Source organism: Streptomyces sp. NPDC058257 (assembly GCF_042881845.1).
In the GTDB taxonomy this organism is placed as follows: Bacteria; Actinomycetota; Actinomycetes; order Streptomycetales; family Streptomycetaceae; genus Streptomyces.
Genome location: NZ_JBHVXJ010000002.1, coordinates 610815 through 631375, shown reverse-complemented (window position 1 = coordinate 631375; position 20561 = coordinate 610815). Strand labels below are relative to the sequence as shown.

Here is a 20561-nt window from a genome sequence, read left to right as displayed (position 1 = left end):
GGAATCAAGCCGTGACCGACGTCCGTAACGTGATCATCATCGGCTCCGGGCCCGCCGGCTACACGGCGGCGCTCTACACCGCGCGAGCGTCGCTGAAGCCCCTGGTGTTCGAGGGCGCCGTCACCGCCGGCGGTGCGCTGATGAACACCACCGAGGTGGAGAACTTCCCGGGCTTCCAGGACGGCGTCATGGGCCCCGACCTCATGGACAACATGCGCGCTCAGGCCGAGCGCTTCGGCGCCGAGCTGGTTCCGGACGATGTGGTCTCCGTCGACCTCAGCGGCGAGATCAAGACCGTGACGGACACTGCGGGCACCGTGCACCGCGCGAAGACCGTGATCGTGACGACCGGTTCCCAGCACCGCAAGCTCGGTCTGCCGAACGAGGACGTACTCTCCGGCCGGGGCGTCTCCTGGTGCGCGACCTGTGACGGCTTCTTCTTCAAGGACCAGGACATCGCCGTGATCGGCGGTGGCGACACCGCGATGGAGGAGGCCACCTTCCTCTCCCGCTTCGCCAAGTCCGTGACGATCGTGCACCGCCGCGACAGCCTGCGTGCCTCCAAGGCGATGCAGGAACGCGCGCTGGCCGACCCGAAGATCAGCTTCATCTGGGACAGCGAGGTCGCCGAGATCAAGGGCGAGCAGAAGCTCTCCGGTCTTACGCTGCGCAACCTCAAGACGGGCGAGACCTCCGAGCTGCCCGTCACCGGCCTGTTCATCGCGATCGGCCACGACCCGCGCACGGAGCTCTTCAAGGGTCAGCTCACGTTGGACGGCGAGGGCTACCTGACGGTCGACGCGCCTTCGACCCGGACGAACGTGCCCGGCGTCTTCGCCGCCGGTGACGTCGTCGACCACACGTACCGCCAGGCGATCACGGCGGCCGGCACCGGCTGCTCCGCCGCCCTCGACTCCGAGCGGTTCCTCGCAGCCCTCGTGGACAGCGAGACGGCCGCAGCGACCGTCTGACATCCCATCCTCCCCACCGCACCACCGAGTTAAGGAGCCCGCCGTGGCCGGCACTCTGAAGAACGTGACCGACGCCTCCTTCGAGGAAGACGTCCTGAAGAACGACAAGCCTGTCCTGGTGGACTTCTGGGCTGCCTGGTGCGGACCGTGCCGCCAGATCGCGCCGTCTCTCGAGGCGATCGCGGCCGAGCACGGCGACAAGATCGAGATCGTCAAGCTCAACATCGACGAGAACCCGGGCATCGCGGCCAAGTACGGCGTCATGTCCATCCCGACCCTGAACGTGTACCAGGGTGGCGAGGTGGCCAAGACGATCGTCGGCGCCAAGCCGAAGGCCGCGCTGGAGCGCGACCTCGCGGACTTCATCGCCGAGTAACGAGCGGTGCCGCGACAAGCGACGCGCTGTTTCACGTGAAACACGAATGGGCCAACCCTCCGGGGTTGGCCCATTCGCATGACAGGCATGACAATCATGCGACGGGTGACAGGGGTGAGTCAGAGCGGTCGGAGCACAGGCTCCTTCTGCACCGCCCCGAGCAACCGGTCGAGCGCCATCTCGACGTCTTCTTTCCAGGAGAGCGTCGTCCGCAGCTCAAGCCTCAGCCGCGGATATGAGGGATGCGGGCGGACTGTCTTGAAGCCCACCGCCAGTAGGTGATCGGCGGGGAGCACACAGGCGGGCTTCTCCCACCGGGCATCCCCAAAGGCCTCGATCGCTTTGAATCCGCGCCGCAGCAGATCCTTCGCCACCGTCTGGACGATGACACGGCCGATTCCCTGGCTCTGATAGCCCGGCATGATCCAGGCGGTCATCAGCTGAACGGCATCGGGGGACACCGGGCTCGTCGGGAAGGCGGTGGCGCGAGGCACGTACGCCGGCGGGGCGTACAGCACGAAGCCGACCGGAACATCGTCGACGTAGACGACTCGGCCGCAGGATCCCCACTCCAGCAGGACGGCGGAGATCCACGCCTCCTTCTCGAGTTCCGGCGTACCGGCCTTTACCGCGGCTTGGCCGCGGACCGGGTCCAGCTCCCAGAAGACACACGTCCGGCAACGCTGGGGAAGGTCCGGAAGGTTGTCCAGCGTGAGCGGTACGAGCCGACGCCCCATGAAGGCTGTTCCTCACTTCCTTCGCCTGCCGCATCACGGGCGGCAGTCAGAGCGCTCCGTTCCTTCAGCAGGCTGCCGACGAATCCGCCGACCGCTCCCAGCCCAAGGCCCGCAGTCATCAATCCGGTGCGGCTCACCGATCGCATGGCCCTCTCCTCCCCAATGAGGTGCCGTCAGCTGGATGCGCCATACCCAATCGCATCGTATCCACGATGCGATTGCGCCGATACCGTAAGAAAGCAAAGAGCGGGCCGTGTTCCGGTACACACCGGACACGGCCCACTCTCAGCCGACTACCTGATGAGGCTCAGGCCTTTTCGCCCTCGGCCGTGTCGTCCTCAGCCGAACCTTCGGCAGATTCCTCGGCGGAGTCCTCAGCGAGTCCGTTCGTCAGGACCGGACCCTCGCCCGGAGCGAGTGTCGTGAGGATGCGCTCCAGGTCCTCCAACGAGGCGAAGTCGACGACGATCTTGCCCTTCTTCTGCCCCAGGTCCACCCGCACGCGGGTCTCGAACCGGTCGGAGAGACGAGTGGCGAGGTTGGTCAGCGACGGCGACACCCGAGCGCCCGCACGCGGCCCCTTGGCCCGCGGGGCACTCTGAGGTCGCGAACCCATGAGGGTCACGATCTCCTCGACGGCCCGCACCGAGAGCCCCTCGGCCACGATCCGGTGCGCCAGGCGGTCCTGCTCCTCCGAGTCCTCGACGGACAGCAGAGCACGAGCGTGGCCCGCGGAGAGCACTCCGGCAGCGACCCTGCGCTGAACCGCCGGCGACAGCTTCAGGAGCCGCAGCGTGTTCGAGACCTGCGGACGGGAACGGCCGATCCGGTCCGCCAGCTGGTCGTGCGTGCAGTGGAAGTCCTTGAGCAGCTGGTCGTAGGCCGCAGCCTCTTCCAGCGGGTTCAGCTGTGCGCGGTGCAGGTTCTCAAGGAGAGCGTCCAGGAGGAGCTTCTCGTCGTCCGTCGCACGGACGATCGACGGGATGCGCTCGAGTCCGGCCTCACGGCAAGCCCGCCAGCGCCGCTCACCCATGATGAGCTCATAGCGCGAGGCCCCTACCTGTCGTACGACAACAGGCTGGAGAAGCCCGACCTCCTTGATGGAGGTGACAAGCTCAGAAAGGGCGTCCTCGTCGAAGACCTCGCGAGGCTGCCTCGGGTTGGGCGTGATGAAGTCGAGAGGCAGCTCGGCGAAGTGCGCACCGACCGGACTCTCCTCGGTCTCCACCGCCCCGTTCAGCGGCTGCTCCGTTTCATGTGAAACGGGACTCTGCGGGAGAGCCGCCACCTTCGCGGCCGCCACCCCCCGCTCGGCGGTCAGCACCGGTACAGCACCGGGCGAAGTCGTAGCTCCACCCATGGCCTGGGCGGTCGACTTCTCCGTCGGGGCCGCAGGAATCAGGGCGCCGAGGCCACGACCCAGCCCTCTCCGTCGCTCGCTCACTGCATCCCCTCCGTCATACTGTGCTGATCTTTCTGAGCGCCCATCTGGGCGTGCTGTACGTCGTAGCGAACGCCTACGCCGCGTAGCGCGATCTCCCGTGCCGCCTCGAAGTACGAGAGGGCACCGCTCGACCCCGGATCGTAGGTCAACACGGTCTGCCCGTAGCTCGGCGCCTCGGAGATACGGACCGAGCGGGGAATGCTCGTCCGCAGAACTTCTTCGCCGAAGTGGCTTCGCACCTCGTCCGCCACCTGTGAGGCGAGCCGGGTCCGGCCGTCGTACATGGTGAGCAGGATCGTCGAGACATGCAGGTGGGGGTTGAGGTGCCCCCGCACCAGGTCGACGTTGCGCAGGAGTTGTCCGAGACCCTCCAGTGCGTAGTACTCGCACTGAATGGGGATCAGCACCTCCGCGCCGGCGACCAGAGCGTTGACCGTCAGCAGACCGAGCGACGGCGGGCAGTCGATGAGGATGTAGTCCAACGGCTGCTCATACGCCTGGATCGCCCGCTGCAGTCGGCTCTCCCGCGCTACCAGGGACACCAACTCGATCTCCGCACCGGCGAGATCGATGGTGGCCGGGGCGCAGAAGAGCCCTTCGACGTCAGCGACCGGCTGCACGACTTCGGAGAGCGGCTTGCTCTCGACCAACACGTCGTAGATGGATGGCACTTCGGCGTGGTGATCGATCCCCAGAGCCGTGGAGGCATTGCCCTGCGGGTCGAGGTCGACGACCAGGACGCGCGCGCCGTGCAGAGCGAGCGAAGCGGCGAGGTTGACGGTTGTCGTCGTCTTGCCCACTCCGCCCTTCTGATTGGCGACCACCATGACTCGGGTCTGCTCGGGTCGTGGCAGGCCCTCGCCTGCACGGCCAAGGGCTTCGACCGCCAGTTGGGCAGCACGACCGATTGGGGTGTCGTCCATCGGGGGCGGTGTTTCACGTGAAACATCCTCCCCCGCCGACTCGGTACGGGGACCGGGGACCGGATCGGTCATCGGTCCCGCGATGTTGGCGTCGGACCGCAAGGATTCACTCTCCTCGACTTCAGGCTCGCAATGAACAGAGCCTCCCATGCTTTGAGGGTCATGAACCAGCGAGGCCCGGTCTTGTGTGGACGAATCCACCTCTGTGGACAACTCCGTCCCCTTGTTGAGGGAACCGAGTGGGCGGCGGTCGCGAGGTTCCGCAGCGCGGCCGCGACTGATGATGCCATGCAGCAGTGAGCGACGTTTCACGTGAAACACGATGCACGGCAGCCGGGGTGCCGCTCGTGCGACACCCCGGTATGCGTACGTTTGGCAGCTTTTGTGGAGTAAGGCTCGTCGTCACGACGGATCAACGACGAAGGCAAGACGCTCGGCGGCGAGGGCCAGGACCGCTCAACAGCGCGAGCGGGACCGCTCAGCGGCGACGCCGAGTCCGCCCCGTCCGGGCAGCCTTGGCGCGCTTGGCTGCGAAGCGCACACCGCCGGGGCTCTCGCCGACCTCCACCCGCACGACCGTGGACAGCGGGTCCACCACACCCTCACCGACGTGCAACACCGAGGTGTTGACCGCGCCGAGCTTGCTCAGAGCAGCCCCTGCGGCCTTGACCTCTTCCTCCGCCGTGTCGCCCTTGAGCAACAGCATCTCCCCGTACGGACGCAGGAGCGGCACGCCCCAGGCCGCGAGGCGGTCCAGCGGCGCAACGGCCCGGGCGGTCACCACGTGGACGGGAGGCAGCGTCCCAAGGACCTCCTCGGCGCGGCCACGTACGACGGTCACGTGGTCGAGTCCGAGCAGCTCGACCACCTCGGTGAGGAAGGTCGTCCGCCGCAGCAGCGGTTCAAGCAACGTGATCTTCAGATCCGGCCGGACGAGAGCCAGCGGAATACCGGGCAGACCAGCCCCCGAGCCGACGTCGCACACCATCACGTTCTCGGGCACGACCTCGGAGAGGACCGCGCAGTTCAGCAGATGCCGCTCCCACAGCCGGGGCACTTCGCGAGGGCCGATCAGTCCGCGCTGCACTCCCGCGTCGGCCAGCAACTCCGCGTACCGGACCGCGTCCGAGAAGCGCTCACCGAATACCGCCCGGGCCTGCTCGGGCGCCGAGGGGAGCTCCGCTGCCTCCGTCACGGGGACCGTCCTTCCGTACCGCACTGGGGTGGCTGACTATCAGGCTGACAAAGACCGGCCCCGCCTGCGAACAGACGGGGCCGGGAAAACAACGTGCGATCAGGCGGGAAGCACGACGACGAAGCGCTGCGGCTCCTCGCCCTCGGACTCGCTGCGCAGACCGGCGGCCTTGACCGCATCATGCACGACCTTGCGCTCGAAGGGCGTCATCGGCTTGAGGTTGACCGGCTCGCCGGAGCTCTTCACCTCGGCCGCGGCCTTGGCGCCCAGCTCGGAGAGCTCCTCACGCTTCTTGGCTCGGTAGCCCGCGATGTCCAGCATCAGACGGCTGCGGTCACCGGTCTCACGGTGCACGGCGAGGCGCGTCAGCTCCTGAAGCGCCTCCAGGACCTCACCGTCACGGCCGACGAGCTTCTGCAGATCGCGGCCGTTCGAGTCGCTGATGATCGAGACAGCGGCGCGGTCGGCCTCCACGTCCATGTCGATGTCGCCGTCGAGATCGGCGATGTCCAGCAGACCCTCGAGGTAGTCCGCCGCGATCTCACCCTCCTGCTCAAGACGGGTGAGAGTGTCTCCGGCCTCGACCTCGGCCTCGGCGGGGGCGGTGGTGCCTTCCGTCACGGGATGGACTCCTTCTACTTCTTGGACGGGTGCTTGGGCCGCTGCTGGCCCTTGCGCTGCCCCGACTTGGCTTGGCGTGCGTTACCTGACCCGGACTTGCCACCCGCGGGCGTGCCCTTGGGAGCGGCGTCCTCAGGCTCGTCCTGAGTCTTCTCCAGTGACGTCTTCGCATCCGAAGCCGTCTCCGTGTCACTCTCCGCCTTGCCCTGTGCGGCGGCGGACTGACGCTGCGACTTGCTCTGGCGCTTGGGCTGCTGCCGCTTCGGGGCACCGCCACCGGCGGCCGGAGCGCCGTCCTCGGTCTCCGTGGCGACGGCGGAATCGCTCGGCGCGATGGAGCCGTCGGTCTGGGCCGCCAGGCCTTCCTTGCTCAGGCCGTTGATGAACTTGCGCTCGAACTCGTTGCGGTCACGACCCTTGGCGACGATCGCCTTGATGATGTTGGCGTTGCCGCGGCCCCGCACCTTCTTGGTGTGTGTGAGCTGCTTCTGCAGGCGCTCCAGGAACGCGGCCTGGGCCTTGGAGCCGGGAGTCGGGTTCCGCCGGATCACGAACATCTGCTGGCACATGGTCCACACGTTGGTGGTCAGCCAGTAGACGAGGACACCGACGGGGAAGTTGATGCCGAAGACGGCGAACATGACCGGGAAGACATACATCAGCATCTTCTGCTGCTGCATGAACGGCGTCTTGACCGTCGTGTCCACGTTCTTCGTCATCAGCTGGCGCTGCGTGTAGAACTGCGAGAACGACATCATCACGATCATGATCGCGGTGACGACACGGACGTCGGTCAGCGAGGCGTGGAGCGCCTCGACCTTGTCCGCACTGTCCATGAACTTCGCGGCCAGCGGGGCGCCGAAGATGTGCGCCTTCTGCGCGCTCTCGAGCAGCGGCTTGTCGATGACGCCGATGGTGTCGTTCGACGCGATGCCGGAGAGCACGTGGTACAGGGCGAAGAAGAACGGCGACTGCGCCAGGATGGGAAGGCACGAGGAGAGCGGGTTGGTACCCGACTCCTTGTACAGCTTCATCATCTCTTCGGACTGACGCTGCTTGTCGCTCTTGTAGCGTTCCTGGATCTTCTTCATCTCGGGCTGCAGCGTCTGCATCGCCCTGGTCGCCTTGATCTGCTTCACGAAGAGCGGGATCAGGCAGATACGGATCAGGATCACCAGGGACACGATGGACAAGCCCCAGGCCCAGCCCGTGTCAGGGCCGAAAATGGCCCCGTACAGCGAGTGGAACTGGACGATGACCCAGGAAACGGGTGTCGTGATGAAGCTGAACAGACTGGCAATCGTGTCCACTAATCAGGCTCCTTGAGCATGGGACGGGGTCTCGGCGGCCGGGCCAGGGGTATCCGGGGAGATCTCCCCGGACGGCACGCCAGCGGCGGAGGGCCCGCCCTTGCGTTCGCGCCACATGGCGCGCAGCATCTCGTGCCACCGCGGGCGCTTGCGCGCTGGCACATGGTCGACACCACCGAGCGACCACGGATTGCACCGCAGGATGCGCCAGGCCGTCAGCGCCGTTCCCTTGATCGCACCGTGCCGGTCAATGGCCAGGTAGCCGTAGCGGGAGCATGACGGGTAGTACTTGCACACCGGACCAAGCAACGGACTGATCGTCCACTGATACAGCTTGATCAGAGCCAGCAGTGGGTACTTCATCGAGCGCCCCCTCCCAGCAGCCGCTGAAGAGCGGCATCCAGGTCTTGGGCCAGCTGTGCATGGGAGGCGTCGCCCGCACCGGGCAACGCTCGTACGACTACCAGGCTACCGGGGGGCAGCTGGGCCACCCGGTCACGCATCAGGTGGCGAAGCCTGCGCTTCACCGTGTTGCGTACGACAGCTCCGCCAACGGCCTTGCTCACGACGAAACCCGCACGCGTCGGAGGAGAGCTCTCCCCAGGCACGTGCGGGTCCGTTGCACCGCTACGTAGATGGACGACGAGAAGCGGGCGTCCGGCCCGTCGTCCTCGGCGTACCGCGGCCGCGAAATCTTCGCGCCGCCTCAGCCGATGCTCGGTAGGCAGCACGACGTCATGACCTAATGCGATTAAGCGGAAAGGCTGGCGCGACCCTTGCCACGACGGTTCGCGAGAATCGCGCGGCCGGCACGGGTGCGCATCCGCAGGCGGAAGCCGTGGGTCTTGGCGCGGCGACGGTTGTTCGGCTGGAAGGTGCGCTTGCTCACTCGGGGGCTCCAGAAATGATTGTGTGGTGGCGGGACATCGCCTGGCTGTCACCGTGCGCCCACGAGAAGCTCGCGAATACGCACCGAGTGCACCGCTTCACAATCACAGATCGTGATCTTTGCCCATCGGAGGCAGGCGGCAGCAGCCATCGACAACTCGACCTGGTCACGGTACGCGGGGCTACGCCATCCGGTCAAACCGACCGTCAGGGGGAGACACTGTGCACAGCCTGTGGACAACAACTTGAACCGCAGCCGTTGCCCTGACTACCGTGGCCAAACTCCGATTCATTCCCTTCTCCCCGCCCATCCCGGTTTCCGTCCCTAGAACCACACCTTCGTGGGACCCCATGAGAGAGCGTGCCCTGTGGCTGACGTACCTGCCGATCTTGCCGCAGTGTGGCCACGAGTTCTGGAGCAGCTGCTGGGTGAGGGGCGGGGGCACGGGGTCGACGCGAAGGACGAGCGTTGGATCAAGCGCTGCCAGCCACTGGCGCTTGTGGCCGACACCGCGCTGCTCGCCGTACCGAACGAGTTCGCCAAGGGCGTGCTCGAAGGCCGTCTTGCCCCCATCGTCAGCGAGTCGCTGAGCCGTGAGTGCGGCCGCCCGATCCGTATCGCCATCACGGTGGACGACTCGGTCGGTGACCCCATGGACCGGCCCACCCCGCCGGCGCCGCCCATGCAGCAGCAGTCCCTCCAGCAACAGCCCGGCCAGCAGCAGCAGCGCTACGAAGAGCCCGAGCAGCACCCGGGCCCCGGACAGGGGCACGACGCGTACGACGGTTACGGCCGCCGTGCCCCGGACGAGCACTCCTCGGGCCGCGGGCCCGACCAGCTGCCGACCGCCCGTCCCGCGTACCCCGACTACCAGCGCCCAGGACCCGGCGCCTGGCCGCAGCAACACCAGCAGCCGCCCCAGCAGCAGGACGACTACGGCTGGCAGCAGCAGAGACTCGGCTTCCCCGAGCGGGACCCGTACGCGAGCCCCCAGCAGCCGCAGCACGACTACCGGTCGCAGCCGCCGCAGGGGCACTCCACGCACTCCCCCTACGAACAGCACCGCCAAGAGCGCCACGACCGGCAGGACCAGCAGGATCGCCACGACCGGCGTGACCGGCACGAGCAGTCCCCTGTCTCCGGCGGGCACTCCAACCCCCGGGGCGGCGTCCACGGCAACGGCCACGGCGTCCACGGCAGCGGCGCGCCCGGGCCGCTGGCCGCGCAGCCGGCCCCCGCGTCGGCCCCCGGCGAGCCCACCGCCCGCCTCAACCCGAAGTACCTCTTCGACACCTTCGTGATCGGCGCGTCGAACCGTTTCGCGCACGCGGCGGCCGTCGCGGTCGCCGAGGCGCCCGCCAAGGCGTACAACCCCCTCTTCATCTACGGAGAGTCGGGCCTTGGCAAAACACATCTGCTGCACGCGATCGGGCATTACGCCCGCAGCCTCTATCCCGGCACGCGTGTGCGCTACGTGAGCTCCGAGGAGTTCACGAACGAGTTCATCAACTCCATCCGCGACGGCAAGGGCGACACCTTCCGCAAGCGGTACCGCGAGATGGACATCCTGCTCGTCGACGACATCCAGTTCCTGGCCAGCAAGGAGTCGACGCAGGAGGAGTTCTTCCACACCTTCAACACGCTCCACAACGCGAACAAGCAGATCGTGCTCTCCAGTGACCGGCCGCCCAAGCAGCTGGTGACCCTGGAGGACCGGCTGCGCAACCGCTTCGAGTGGGGGCTGATCACCGACGTCCAGCCACCGGAGCTGGAGACGCGTATCGCCATCCTTCGTAAGAAGGCGGTACAAGAGCAGCTGAACGCCCCGCCGGAGGTTCTGGAGTTCATCGCGTCCCGCATCTCACGCAACATCCGTGAGCTCGAGGGCGCGCTGATCCGGGTCACGGCCTTCGCCTCCCTCAATCGGCAGCCGGTGGACCTGGGTCTTACGGAGATCGTCCTCAAGGACCTGATCCCGGGCGGCGAGGACGCGGCCCCCGAGATCACGGCTCCGGCGATCATGGCCGCGACAGCGGACTACTTCGGTCTCACGGTGGACGACCTCTGCGGATCCTCGCGCAGCCGCGTCCTGGTGACGGCACGCCAGATCGCGATGTACCTCTGCCGCGAGCTGACGGACCTCTCCCTGCCCAAGATCGGCGCGCAGTTCGGCGGCCGCGACCACACGACCGTCATGCACGCCGACCGCAAGATCCGCGCCCTGATGGCCGAGCGGCGCTCGATCTACAACCAGGTCACCGAGCTCACCAACCGCATCAAGAACGGCTGACAGACGCACGGCAGAACCCGACAGACACACCGACAGACGCACCGAGAGACGCACGGCACAGACGCCGACAGCCGCACCGACACATGCGCTGAGAGCCACTGAGAGCCGCGCCGACACAGCGCTGAAACGCCGCTGAAGGGCGCCCCGGAACAACTTCCGGGGCGCCCTTTGCCGTTGCGCACGCGCGCGTGGACCTCGTCCGGCCCCCTCCACTGTTCGATTTCCCCAGCTGAGAGGCCTGTTCTCCACAGATCTGTGCTCTTTTTTCCCTCCACACCCTGGGGACCGGGAAGTTGTCCAGATGATGTCCACAGGGGAGCCTGCTGAGGGATCATCAAGCCAGGTCAGGTGGTTGTGGATTCGTGGACGAAGACTCTCCACAGGCTGTGGATGAAAATCTCGTCCACAGGGTGTGCATGAACTTGTCCACCGGCAACCCACAGGCTCGAGCCGGTTGTCCCCAGCTTTCCCCAGCTTCTCCACACGGCTGTCCACTGTTCGGCAACGCAACGCGCCTCGTCACCGTGCCGAGTGAAAGGCGTCACACCAACGTGGTCGGTTGGCCTGTGGGGAAGGTGGGTAAAGCTGGGGACAGCGCTGGGGAGAAGTACCCCTTGCCTGTGCACCGGGTGTGCAGAACTTTCGCCCGTCCACAGAAACCACCGGTTGTCCACCGCCTCCGCCCACAGGCTCAGTGGATAAAAAACCGGCACTGACCTGCGAAAACGGGGTTATCCACGGTTTCCACAGGCCCTACTACTACTCCCACTTAGAGTTACCGGGGAATTCGCTTGGAAGAGGGGCCTGTGCACAACTCGCCCTCCGGTCCTCCGACGCCGCTCGCCACGACTTGACCCCGACGGGCACCCACTGTCAGTGCGGTGCGTCAGACTGGTCCCCAGTGCCAGCAACAGCAGGAGGGCGGCTAAGTGAAGATCCGGGTGGAACGCGACGTACTCGCAGAGGCGGTGGCGTGGGCGGCGCGCAGTCTCCCGGCCCGGCCTCCGGCACCTGTCCTGGCGGGCTTGCTGCTGAAGGCCGAGGAAGGCGCACTGAGCCTGTCCAGCTTCGACTACGAGGTCTCGGCTCGTGTCTCCGTGGACGCCGAGATCGACGACGAGGGCACGGTCCTCGTCTCCGGCCGGCTGCTCGCCGACATCTGCCGCGCCCTTCCCAACCGTCCGGTGGAGATCTCCACAGACGGTGTACGGGCCACGGTGGTCTGCGGCTCCTCGCGATTCACACTCCACACACTTCCTGTGGAGGAGTACCCCGCGCTGCCGCAGATGCCCACAGCGACCGGCACCGTCCCCGGTGAGGTGTTCGCCTCAGCCGCCTCCCAGGTGGCCATCGCCGCGGGCCGCGACGACACGCTGCCCGTCCTGACCGGCGTACGCATCGAGATCGAGGGCGACACGGTCACCCTGGCCTCCACCGACCGCTACCGCTTCGCGGTCCGCGAGTTCCTGTGGAAGCCGGAGGACCCCGAGGCCTCCGCGGTGGCCCTGGTCCCCGCCAAGACGCTCCTGGACACCGCCAAGGCGCTCACGAGCGGCGACACGGTCACCCTGGCGCTGTCAGGATCCGGTGCCGGTGAGGGTCTGATCGGCTTCGAGGGCGCAGGGCGGCGTACGACCACCCGTCTCCTCGAGGGCGACCTGCCGAAGTACAAGACGCTCTTCCCCACGGAGTTCAACTCGATCGCGGTCATCGAGACCGCCCCGTTCGTCGAGGCCGTGAAGCGCGTGGCCCTGGTGGCCGAGCGGAACACTCCGGTGCGGCTCAGCTTCGAGCAGGGCGTGCTGATCCTGGAGGCAGGCTCCAGCGACGACGCACAGGCTGTGGAGAGGGTCGACGCACAGCTCGATGGCGACGACGTCTCGATCGCCTTCAACCCGACGTTCCTGCTCGACGGCCTGAGCGCGATCGACTCCCCGGTCGCTCAGCTCTCGTTCACGACGTCCACGAAGCCCGCCCTCCTGAGCGGCAGGCCGGCCTTGGACGCGGAGGCCGACGAGGCGTACAAGTACCTGATCATGCCGGTACGTCTGAGCGGCTGAGCCCACAGGTGTGAGCGGGCGTCCGGGCGTAGGCTCGGACGCGGGTACGAAGGTGCCTCCACGCCACATCGCTACTTAAGGAACCACTGATGGAGCTCGGTCTCGTCGGCCTCGGCAAGATGGGCGGCAACATGCGCGAGCGCATCCGCCGCGCAGGCCACACCGTCATCGGATACGACCGCAACCAGGACGTCGCGGATGTCCCCAGCCTCGAAGAGCTTGTGGGCAAGCTCAAGGGCCCGCGCGTCATCTGGGTGATGGTTCCGGCCGGAGCCGCGACCCAGTCCACCGTCGACGAGCTCGGTGAGCTGCTCCAGCCCGGTGACGTCGTTGTGGACGGCGGAAACTCCCGCTGGACGGACGACGAGAAGCACGCCGAGGAACTCGCCGCCAAGGGCATCGGCTTCGTCGACTGCGGCGTCTCCGGAGGCGTCTGGGGCCTGAAGAACGGCTACGCGCTGATGTACGGCGGCGACGCCGAGAACATCGCGAAGGTCCAGCCGATCTTCGACGCCCTCAAGCCCGAGGGTGACTTCGGTTCCGTGCACGCGGGCAAGGTCGGCGCGGGCCACTTCTCGAAGATGGTTCACAACGGCATCGAGTACGCCATGATGCAGGCCTACGCCGAGGGCTGGGAGCTCCTGGAGAAGGTCGACTCCGTCACGGACGTGCGCGAGGTCTTCCGCTCCTGGCAGGAGGGCACGGTCATCCGTTCCTGGCTGCTCGACCTGGCGGTCAACGCCCTGGACGACGACGAGCACCTGGCGAAGCTGCGCGGCTTCGCGGCGGACTCCGGCGAGGGCCGGTGGACGGTGGAAGCCGCCATCGACAACTCCGTGCCGCTGCCCGCGATCACGGCCTCGCTCTTCGCCCGCTTCGCCTCGCGGCAGGACGACTCCCCGCAGATGAAGATGATCGCGGCGCTGCGCAACCAGTTCGGCGGCCACGCCGTCGAGTCCAAGAGCGAGAACTGATCCACAGCCTGTGCGGGAAGCCGCGCAGGCCTGTCAGCAAGTGAAGTAGGCCGGGGGAGGTCGGCGCACACCATGCACGTCACGCATCTGTCGCTGGCCGACTTCCGCTCGTACGCCCGGGTCGAGGTCCCTCTCGATCCGGGCGTCACCGCGTTCGTGGGCCCCAACGGCCAGGGCAAGACGAACCTCGTGGAGGCCGTCGGCTATCTCGCCACGCTCGGCAGCCACCGGGTCTCATCGGATGCCCCGCTGGTGCGCATGGGCGCCGAGCGCGCCGTCATCCGGGCCGCGGTCCGGCAGGGCGAGCGCCAGCAGCTGATTGAGCTCGAGCTCAATCCGGGCAAGGCCAATCGTGCCCGCATCAACAGGTCGTCGCAGGTCAGACCCCGTGACGTACTCGGGATCGTCCGTACGGTGCTGTTCGCCCCCGAGGACCTGGCGCTGATCAAGGGCGACCCCGGTGAGCGTCGGCGCTTCCTCGACGAGCTGATCACGGCGCGCTCCCCCCGCATGGCGGGCGTGCGGTCCGACTACGACCGCGTACTGAAGCAGCGCAACACCCTCCTGAAGTCGGCAGCCCTGGCTCGGCGGCACGGCGGGCGCTCCATGGATCTGTCCACCCTCGACGTGTGGGACCAGCACCTCGCGAGCGTGGGCGCCGAACTGCTCACGCAGCGGCTCGACCTGATCGCCGCGCTGCAGCCGCTCGCCGACAAGGCGTACGAGCAGCTGGCACCCGGCGGCGGTCCCGTCACGCTCGACTACAAGCCGTCCGCGCCGGGCGAGGGCCACACGCGTGACGCTCTGTACGAGCAGCTGATCGCCGCCCTCGAAGAGGCGCGCAAGCAGGAGATCGAGCGGGGCGTGACGCTGGTCGGGCCGCACCGCGACGACCTGCTCCTGCGCCTCGGTCAGCTCCCCGCGAAGGGGTACGCGAGCCACGGCGAGTCCTGGTCGTACGCCCTGGCGCTGCGCCTGGCCTCGTACGACCTGCTGCGCGCCGAGGGGAACGAACCGGTGCTCGTACTGGACGACGTGTTCGCGGAGCTCGACGTGCGCCGCAGGGAGCGTCTCGCGGAGCTGGTGGCGCCGGGCGAGCAGGTCCTTGTGACCGCCGCGGTGGACGACGACGTGCCGGGCGTGCTCGCCGGGGCGCGGTTCGCCGTGTCGGACGGCGCGGTGGAGCGCGTATGACGACGCGCCTGAGCCGGGAGTACGTATGAGCGCCGAAGAGCCCGCCAAGGACACCCCCCAGGACTCGGCCAAGGACACACCGAAGGTGCCCGAGCCCTCCGGCGTCGACCTCGCCCGCGTCGCCCTCCGGGCCGCCAAGGAGCAGGCACGCGCGCGTGGCGACGCCGCGCAGCAGAAGAAGCAGGCCCGCAGGGGCGGTCTTCGGTCCGGTGCGCGCGCCGACGGGCGTGACCCGCAGCCGCTCGGCTCCGCGATCAACCGCTTGATCACCGAGCGGGGCTGGGAGACGCCTGCCGCCGTCGGCGGGGTGATGGGCCGCTGGCCGCAGATCGTCGGCGAGGACCTGGCCAACCACTGCGTCCCGCAGAGGTACGACGAGAACGAGCGGATCCTGACCGTCCAGTGCGACTCCACGGCGTGGGCGACGAACCTGCGCCTCCTGGCCCCGCAGCTGGTCGCGCGCCTCAACGAGGACCTGGGTCACGGCACCGTGCGCCTCATCAAAGTCCTTGGCCCCCAAGGCCCCTCGCGGCGCTTCGGACCCTTGCGCGCACCGGGCAGCACGGGCCCCGGCGACACCTACGGATGAGGCCGTACCGGGCAGTAGCTCGGGGTTGACACTCCAAAGCGCTGAGTGCCGCTGTGAGCCTCTTAGGGCCCCGGGCCGCATATGGGGAGTCGGGCGAGGCCGGTTCAGGACGGCACATGCGGACTCAGGTACCGGCAAACCCCCATCACTGTCGGCGCTACCGGTAGACTGGAAGCTAATCCCGCCCCACTTGTGGGACGCACCGAGCAACGCTGACTATCGCTGAACGACGCAGCCGCTCCGGCCACCGCCGGGTGCTTGGCTTGTGCTGTGCCAGAAAGGGCGCTTCGTGGCCGATTCCGGCAACCCCAACGAGAACATCCCGTCTACCGTCGCTGGTGAGCACGGCGAGGTGACAGCCTTGTACGACGCCAGCGCGATCACCGTCCTCGAGGGTCTGGACGCGGTTCGCAAGCGACCTGGCATGTACATCGGGTCGACCGGTGAGCGTGGCCTGCATCACCTCGTGCAAGAGGTTGTCGACAACTCCGTCGACGAGGCCCTCGCCGGGCACGCGGACACCATCGACGTCACGATCCTCGCCGACGGCGGCGTACGCGTCGTCGACAACGGCCGAGGCATCCCGGTGGGCATCCACCCCGTCGAGAAGAAGCCGGCCGTCGAGGTCGTGCTCACCGTGCTGCACGCGGGCGGCAAGTTCGGCGGCGGCGGATACGCGGTCTCCGGTGGTCTGCACGGCGTCGGTGTCTCCGTCGTGAACGCACTGTCGACGAAGCTCGCCGTCGACATCAAGACCGACGGCTACCGCTGGACCCAGGACTATAAGCTGGGTGTGCCGACGGCCCCGCTCGCCAAGCACGAGGCGACCAAGGACACGGGCACCACGGTCACCTTCTGGGCAGACCCGGACGTCTTCGAGACGACCGAATACTCCTTCGAGACGCTGGCACGGCGCTTCCAGGAGATGGCGTTCCTCAACAAGGGTTTGACCATCAAACTCACTGATGAGCGCGAGTCGGCGAAGGCGACGGCGGGTGCGGACTCGGTCGAGGCGAAGGACGACGCCGTCGACGAGGCCCGCACGGTGACGTACTACTACGAAGGCGGCATCGTCGACTTCGTGAAGTACCTCAACTCCCGTAAGGGAGAGATGATTCACCCGACCGTCATCGACGTCGAGGCCGAGGACAAGGAGCGCATGCTCTCGGCCGAGATCGCCATGCAGTGGAACTCGCAGTACACCGAAGGGGTCTACTCCTTCGCGAACACGATCCACACGCATGAGGGCGGTACGCACGAGGAGGGCTTCAGGGCCGCGCTGACGGGCCTGGTCAACCGGTACGCGCGCGAGAAGAAGCTGCTGCGCGAGAAGGACGACAACCTCACGGGTGAGGACATCCGCGAGGGTCTGACGGCGATCATCTCGGTGAAGCTGGGCGAGCCGCAGTTCGAGGGCCAGACCAAGACCAAGCTGGGCAACACGGAGGCGAAGACCTTCGTACAGAAGGTCGTGCACGAGCACCTCACGGACTGGTTCGACCGGAACCCGAACGAGGCCTCGGACATCATCCGCAAGGGCATCCAGGCCGCCACGGCCCGCGTCGCCGCCCGCAAGGCGCGCGACCTGACCCGTCGCAAGGGACTGCTGGAATCGGCGTCGCTGCCCGGAAAGCTGAGCGACTGCCAGTCGAACGACCCGACGAAGTGCGAGATCTTCATCGTCGAGGGTGACTCCGCCGGTGGTTCGGCGAAGTCCGGCCGTAACCCGATGTACCAGGCGATCCTGCCCATCCGAGGCAAGATCCTGAACGTCGAGAAGGCGCGGATCGACAAGATCCTGCAGAACCAGGAAGTCCAGGCCCTGATCTCGGCCTTCGGCACGGGTGTGCACGAGGACTTCGACATCGAGAAGCTCCGCTATCACAAGATCATCTTGATGGCGGACGCCGACGTCGACGGCCAGCACATCAACACCCTGCTCCTGACGTTCCTGTTCCGCTTCATGCGGCCGCTCGTCGAGTCCGGGCACGTCTACCTCTCGCGTCCGCCGCTCTACAAGATCAAGTGGTCCCGGGACGACTTCCAGTACGCCTACTCCGACCGGGAGCGCGACGCCCTGGTCGAGCTCGGCCGTCAGGCCGGCAAGCGCTTCAGGGACGACTCGGTCCAGCGCTTCAAGGGTCTCGGTGAGATGAACGCCGAGGAGCTGCGCATCACGACGATGGACCAGGACCACCGCGTTCTCGGCCAGGTCACCCTGGACGACGCGGCGCAGGCCGACGACCTCTTCTCGGTGCTGATGGGAGAGGACGTGGAGGCACGGCGCTCGTTCATTCAGCGCAATGCCAAGGACGTTCGTTTCCTCGACATCTGAGTCGGCCGTACGAGCCGCACCTCGAAAGGACTTTGACCAGCAATGGCCGACGAGAACACCCCTGTGATGCCCGAAGAGGAGCCCGCCGTTCCCGGCGTGGGCATGCGTGTCGAGCCCGTCGGGCTCGAGACGGAGATGCAGCGCTCATACCTCGACTACGCGATGTCCGTCATCGTGTCGCGCGCGCTGCCCGACGTACGGGACGGTCTGAAGCCCGTACACCGCCGCGTCCTGTACGCGATGTACGACGGCGGATACCGCCCCGAGAAGGGCTTCTACAAGTGCGCCCGCGTCGTCGGCGACGTCATGGGCACCTACCACCCGCACGGCGACTCCTCCATCTACGACGCCCTGGTCCGCCTGGCCCAGCCGTGGTCGATGCGGATGCCCCTGGTGGACTCCAACGGAAACTTCGGCTCTCCGGGCAACGACCCGGCGGCCGCCATGCGGTACACCGAGTGCAAGATGGCGCCGCTGGCCATGGAGATGGTCCGTGACATCGACGAGGAGACCGTCGACTTCACGGACAACTACGACGGCCGCAACCAGGAGCCGACGGTCCTGCCGGCGCGCTTCCCGAACCTGCTGATCAACGGCTCGGCGGGCATCGCGGTCGGCATGGCCACCAACATCCCGCCGCACAACCTCCGCGAGGTCGCGGCGGGCGCGCAGTGGGCCCTGGAGCACCCGGACGCCTCGCACGAGGAACTGCTCGACGCGCTGATCGAGCGCATCAAGGGCCCCGATTTCCCCACCGGCGCACTAGTAGTGGGCCGCAAGGGCATCGAGGAGGCGTACCGCACGGGTCGTGGCTCCATCACGATGCGCGCGGTCGTCGCGGTCGAGGAGATCCAGAACCGCCAGTGCCTGGTGGTCACCGAGCTCCCCTACCAGACCAACCCCGACAACCTCGCGCAGAAGATCGCCGACCTGGTCAAGGACGGCAGGGTCGGCGGCATCGCCGACGTCCGCGACGAGACGTCCTCGCGCACGGGCCAGCGCCTCGTCGTCGTCCTGAAGAGGGACGCGGTCGCCAAGGTCGTACTGAACAACCTCTACAAGCACACCGACCTGCAGTCGAACTTCAGCGCCAACATGCTGGCCCTGGTCGACGGTGTGCCGCGCACCCTCTCCCTTGACGCCTTCATCCGCCACTGGGTGACGCACCAGGTCGAGGTCATCGTCCGGCGTACGAAGTACAGGCTGCGCAAGGCCGAGGAGCGGGCCCACATCCTGCGCGGCCTGCTGAAGGCCCTGGACGCGATCGACGAGGTCATCGCGCTCATCCGCGCCAGCCAGACGGTCGACGTCGCGCGTGAGGGCCTGATGGGCCTGCTCTCGATCGACGAGATCCAGGCCAACGCCATCCTCGAGATGCAGCTGCGCCGCCTGGCCGCCCTGGAGCGCCAGAAGATCGTCGCCGAGCACGACGAACTGCAGGCGAAGATCAACGAGTACAACGCGATCCTGGCCTCGCCCGAGCGGCAGCGCCAGATCATCAGCGAGGAGCTCGCGGCGATCGTCGACAAGTTCGGCGAGGACCGTCGCTCGGCGCTCGTGCCGTTCGACGGCGACATGTCCATGGAGGACCTGATCGCCGAGGACGACATCGTCGTCACGATCACGCGCGGCGGTTACGTCAAGCGCACGAAGACGGTCGACTACCGCTCGCAGAAGCGCGGCGGCAAGGGCGTCCGCGGCACGAAGCTCAAGGAAGACGACATCGTCGACCACTTCTTCGTGTCGACGACCCACCACTGGCTGCTGTTCTTCACCAACAAGGGCCGGGTCTACCGCGCGAAGGCGTACGAGCTCCCCGACGCCGGACGCGACGCCCGCGGCCAGCACGTGGCGAACCTGCTCGCTTTCCAGCCGGACGAGAAGATCGCCGAGATCCTCGCGATCCGCGACTACGAAGCGGTGCCCTACCTGGTGCTCGCCACCAAGGGCGGCCTCGTGAAGAAGACGCCGCTCAAGGACTACGACTCGCCTCGCGCCGGTGGCGTCATCGCCATCAACCTCCGCGAGACGGACGATGGCAAGGACGACGAGCTGATCGGCGCCGAGCTTGTCTCGTCCGAGGACGATCTGCTGCTCATCAGTAAGAAGGCGCAGTCGATCAGGTTCACCGCAACGGACGATGCGCTGCGTCCCATGGGCCGCGCGACCTCGGGCGTCAAGGGCATGAGTTTCCGCGGCGGCGACGAACTGCTCTCGATGAATGTCGTCAGGCCGGGTACTTTCGTCTTCACCGCAACCGACGGTGGGTACGCCAAGCGGACCAACGTCGACGAGTACCGCGTCCAGGGCCGTGGCGGCCTCGGCATCAAGGCCGCCAAGATCGTGGAGGACCGCGGCGAACTCGTGGGCGCCCTGGTGACGGAGGAGACCGACGAGATCCTCGCCATCACCCTGGGCGGCGGTGTGATTCGTACGCGAGTCAACGAGGTCAGGGAGACAGGCCGTGACACCATGGGCGTCCAACTGATCAACCTGGGCAAGCGCGATGCCGTGGTCGGTATCGCTCGTAACGCCGAGGCCGGACGCGAGGCGGAGGAAGTCGACGGTGACATCGTCGTCGACGAATCTGCCGACGGTGAGCCGGTCGTCGGTACGGACGAGGGCACGGAGTCCACGGCCGAGTAGCGCGAGG

Annotated in this window: 18 protein-coding genes; 9 read left to right on the top strand and 9 right to left on the bottom strand. The window is 67.2% G+C overall.

Annotated elements, in window-relative coordinates:
* Positions 1-11 precede the first annotated feature (11 nt).
* Together trxB and trxA are read left to right on the top strand one after the other, a co-directional pair.
* Complete coding sequence (gene trxB, locus ACFVXC_RS08305) at positions 12-971, top strand: thioredoxin-disulfide reductase (protein ID WP_389902752.1); 960 nt, start codon at positions 12-14, stop codon at positions 969-971.
* 43 nt (positions 972-1014) lie between these two features.
* Positions 1015-1347 (top strand): thioredoxin, encoded by a 333-nt coding sequence (gene trxA / locus ACFVXC_RS08300; RefSeq protein WP_135332065.1) that lies wholly within the window; start codon positions 1015-1017, stop codon positions 1345-1347.
* Between the two features lie 119 nt (positions 1348-1466).
* On the opposite strand, the gene ACFVXC_RS08295 is transcribed toward trxA, so the two are convergent.
* The 9 genes from ACFVXC_RS08295 to rpmH all read right to left on the bottom strand — a co-directional run bounded on the left by ACFVXC_RS08295 (position 1467) and on the right by rpmH (position 8466).
* Entirely contained in the window at positions 1467-2084 is a 618-nt protein-coding gene (locus ACFVXC_RS08295) for a GNAT family N-acetyltransferase (protein ID WP_389902750.1), read from the bottom strand.
* Between the two features lie 307 nt (positions 2085-2391).
* Positions 2392-3528 (bottom strand): ParB/RepB/Spo0J family partition protein, encoded by a 1137-nt coding sequence (locus ACFVXC_RS08290; RefSeq protein WP_389902748.1) that lies wholly within the window; start codon positions 3526-3528, stop codon positions 2392-2394.
* Complete coding sequence (locus ACFVXC_RS08285; RefSeq protein ID WP_389903033.1) at positions 3525-4601, bottom strand: ParA family protein; 1077 nt, start codon at positions 4599-4601, stop codon at positions 3525-3527. The genes ACFVXC_RS08290 and ACFVXC_RS08285 overlap by 4 nt, the downstream gene beginning before the upstream one ends.
* A 328-nt stretch (positions 4602-4929) precedes the next feature.
* On the bottom strand, positions 4930-5646 hold the full coding sequence (gene rsmG, locus ACFVXC_RS08280) for a 16S rRNA (guanine(527)-N(7))-methyltransferase RsmG (RefSeq protein WP_389902747.1): 717 nt from the start codon (positions 5644-5646) through the stop codon (positions 4930-4932).
* Between the two features lie 99 nt (positions 5647-5745).
* Positions 5746-6267, bottom strand: a complete 522-nt coding sequence (locus ACFVXC_RS08275; RefSeq protein ID WP_383272414.1) for a protein jag — start codon at positions 6265-6267, stop codon at positions 5746-5748.
* 14 nt (positions 6268-6281) lie between these two features.
* Positions 6282-7577, bottom strand: a complete 1296-nt coding sequence (yidC, locus tag ACFVXC_RS08270; RefSeq protein WP_389902745.1) for a membrane protein insertase YidC — start codon at positions 7575-7577, stop codon at positions 6282-6284.
* 3 nt (positions 7578-7580) lie between these two features.
* Positions 7581-7940, bottom strand: coding sequence for a membrane protein insertion efficiency factor YidD (gene yidD / locus ACFVXC_RS08265; RefSeq protein WP_389902743.1), 360 nt, complete (start codon positions 7938-7940; stop codon positions 7581-7583).
* The gene (gene rnpA / locus ACFVXC_RS08260; protein WP_389902741.1) at positions 7937-8308 is read right to left on the bottom strand and encodes a ribonuclease P protein component; all 372 of its coding nucleotides are present in this window, start codon (positions 8306-8308) and stop codon (positions 7937-7939) included. Before rnpA ends, yidD begins: the two co-directional genes overlap by 4 nt.
* 20 nt (positions 8309-8328) lie before the next feature.
* Positions 8329-8466 (bottom strand): 50S ribosomal protein L34, encoded by a 138-nt coding sequence (gene rpmH, locus ACFVXC_RS08255; protein WP_006381191.1) that lies wholly within the window; start codon positions 8464-8466, stop codon positions 8329-8331.
* Between the two features lie 367 nt (positions 8467-8833).
* On the opposite strand from rpmH, the gene dnaA reads away from it, so the two are divergent.
* The 7 genes from dnaA (at position 8834) to gyrA (ending at position 20554) form a co-directional block, all read left to right on the top strand.
* On the top strand, positions 8834-10756 hold the full coding sequence (gene dnaA, locus ACFVXC_RS08250; RefSeq protein WP_389902739.1) for a chromosomal replication initiator protein DnaA: 1923 nt from the start codon (positions 8834-8836) through the stop codon (positions 10754-10756).
* Positions 10757-11685: 929 nt separating this feature from the next.
* Positions 11686-12816, top strand: a complete 1131-nt coding sequence (dnaN, locus tag ACFVXC_RS08245; RefSeq protein ID WP_389902738.1) for a DNA polymerase III subunit beta — start codon at positions 11686-11688, stop codon at positions 12814-12816.
* A gap of 89 nt (positions 12817-12905) precedes the next feature.
* The gene (gene gnd, locus ACFVXC_RS08240; protein WP_389902735.1) at positions 12906-13790 is read left to right on the top strand and encodes a phosphogluconate dehydrogenase (NAD(+)-dependent, decarboxylating); all 885 of its coding nucleotides are present in this window, start codon (positions 12906-12908) and stop codon (positions 13788-13790) included.
* Positions 13791-13862: 72 nt separating this feature from the next.
* Positions 13863-14984 (top strand): DNA replication/repair protein RecF, encoded by a 1122-nt coding sequence (recF, locus tag ACFVXC_RS08235; RefSeq protein WP_389902732.1) that lies wholly within the window; start codon positions 13863-13865, stop codon positions 14982-14984.
* A 25-nt stretch (positions 14985-15009) separates the two neighbouring features.
* Entirely contained in the window at positions 15010-15573 is a 564-nt protein-coding gene (locus ACFVXC_RS08230) for a DUF721 domain-containing protein (protein WP_389902729.1), read from the top strand.
* Between the two features lie 265 nt (positions 15574-15838).
* Positions 15839-17908, top strand: coding sequence for a DNA topoisomerase (ATP-hydrolyzing) subunit B (gyrB, locus tag ACFVXC_RS08225; protein ID WP_389902727.1), 2070 nt, complete (start codon positions 15839-15841; stop codon positions 17906-17908).
* Between the two features lie 42 nt (positions 17909-17950).
* Positions 17951-20554, top strand: coding sequence for a DNA gyrase subunit A (gene gyrA, locus ACFVXC_RS08220; RefSeq protein WP_389902725.1), 2604 nt, complete (start codon positions 17951-17953; stop codon positions 20552-20554).
* Positions 20555-20561 lie beyond the last annotated feature (7 nt).

Bases quoted from the DNA above. Each gene is read 5' to 3' on its own strand.
- ACFVXC_RS08295 (WP_389902750.1), bottom strand. From the start codon at position 2,084: ATGGGGCGTCGGCTCGTACCGCTCACGCTGGACAACCTTCCGGACCTT.
- ACFVXC_RS08285 (WP_389903033.1), bottom strand. From the start codon at position 4,601: ATGGGAGGCTCTGTTCATTGCGAGCCTGAAGTCGAGGAGAGTGAATCC.
- yidD (WP_389902743.1), bottom strand. From the start codon at position 7,940: ATGAAGTACCCACTGCTGGCTCTGATCAAGCTGTATCAGTGGACGATC.
- gnd (WP_389902735.1), top strand. From the start codon at position 12,906: ATGGAGCTCGGTCTCGTCGGCCTCGGCAAGATGGGCGGCAACATGCGC.
- recF (WP_389902732.1), top strand. From the start codon at position 13,863: ATGCACGTCACGCATCTGTCGCTGGCCGACTTCCGCTCGTACGCCCGG.
- ACFVXC_RS08230 (WP_389902729.1), top strand. From the start codon at position 15,010: ATGAGCGCCGAAGAGCCCGCCAAGGACACCCCCCAGGACTCGGCCAAG.
- gyrA (WP_389902725.1), top strand. From the start codon at position 17,951: ATGGCCGACGAGAACACCCCTGTGATGCCCGAAGAGGAGCCCGCCGTT.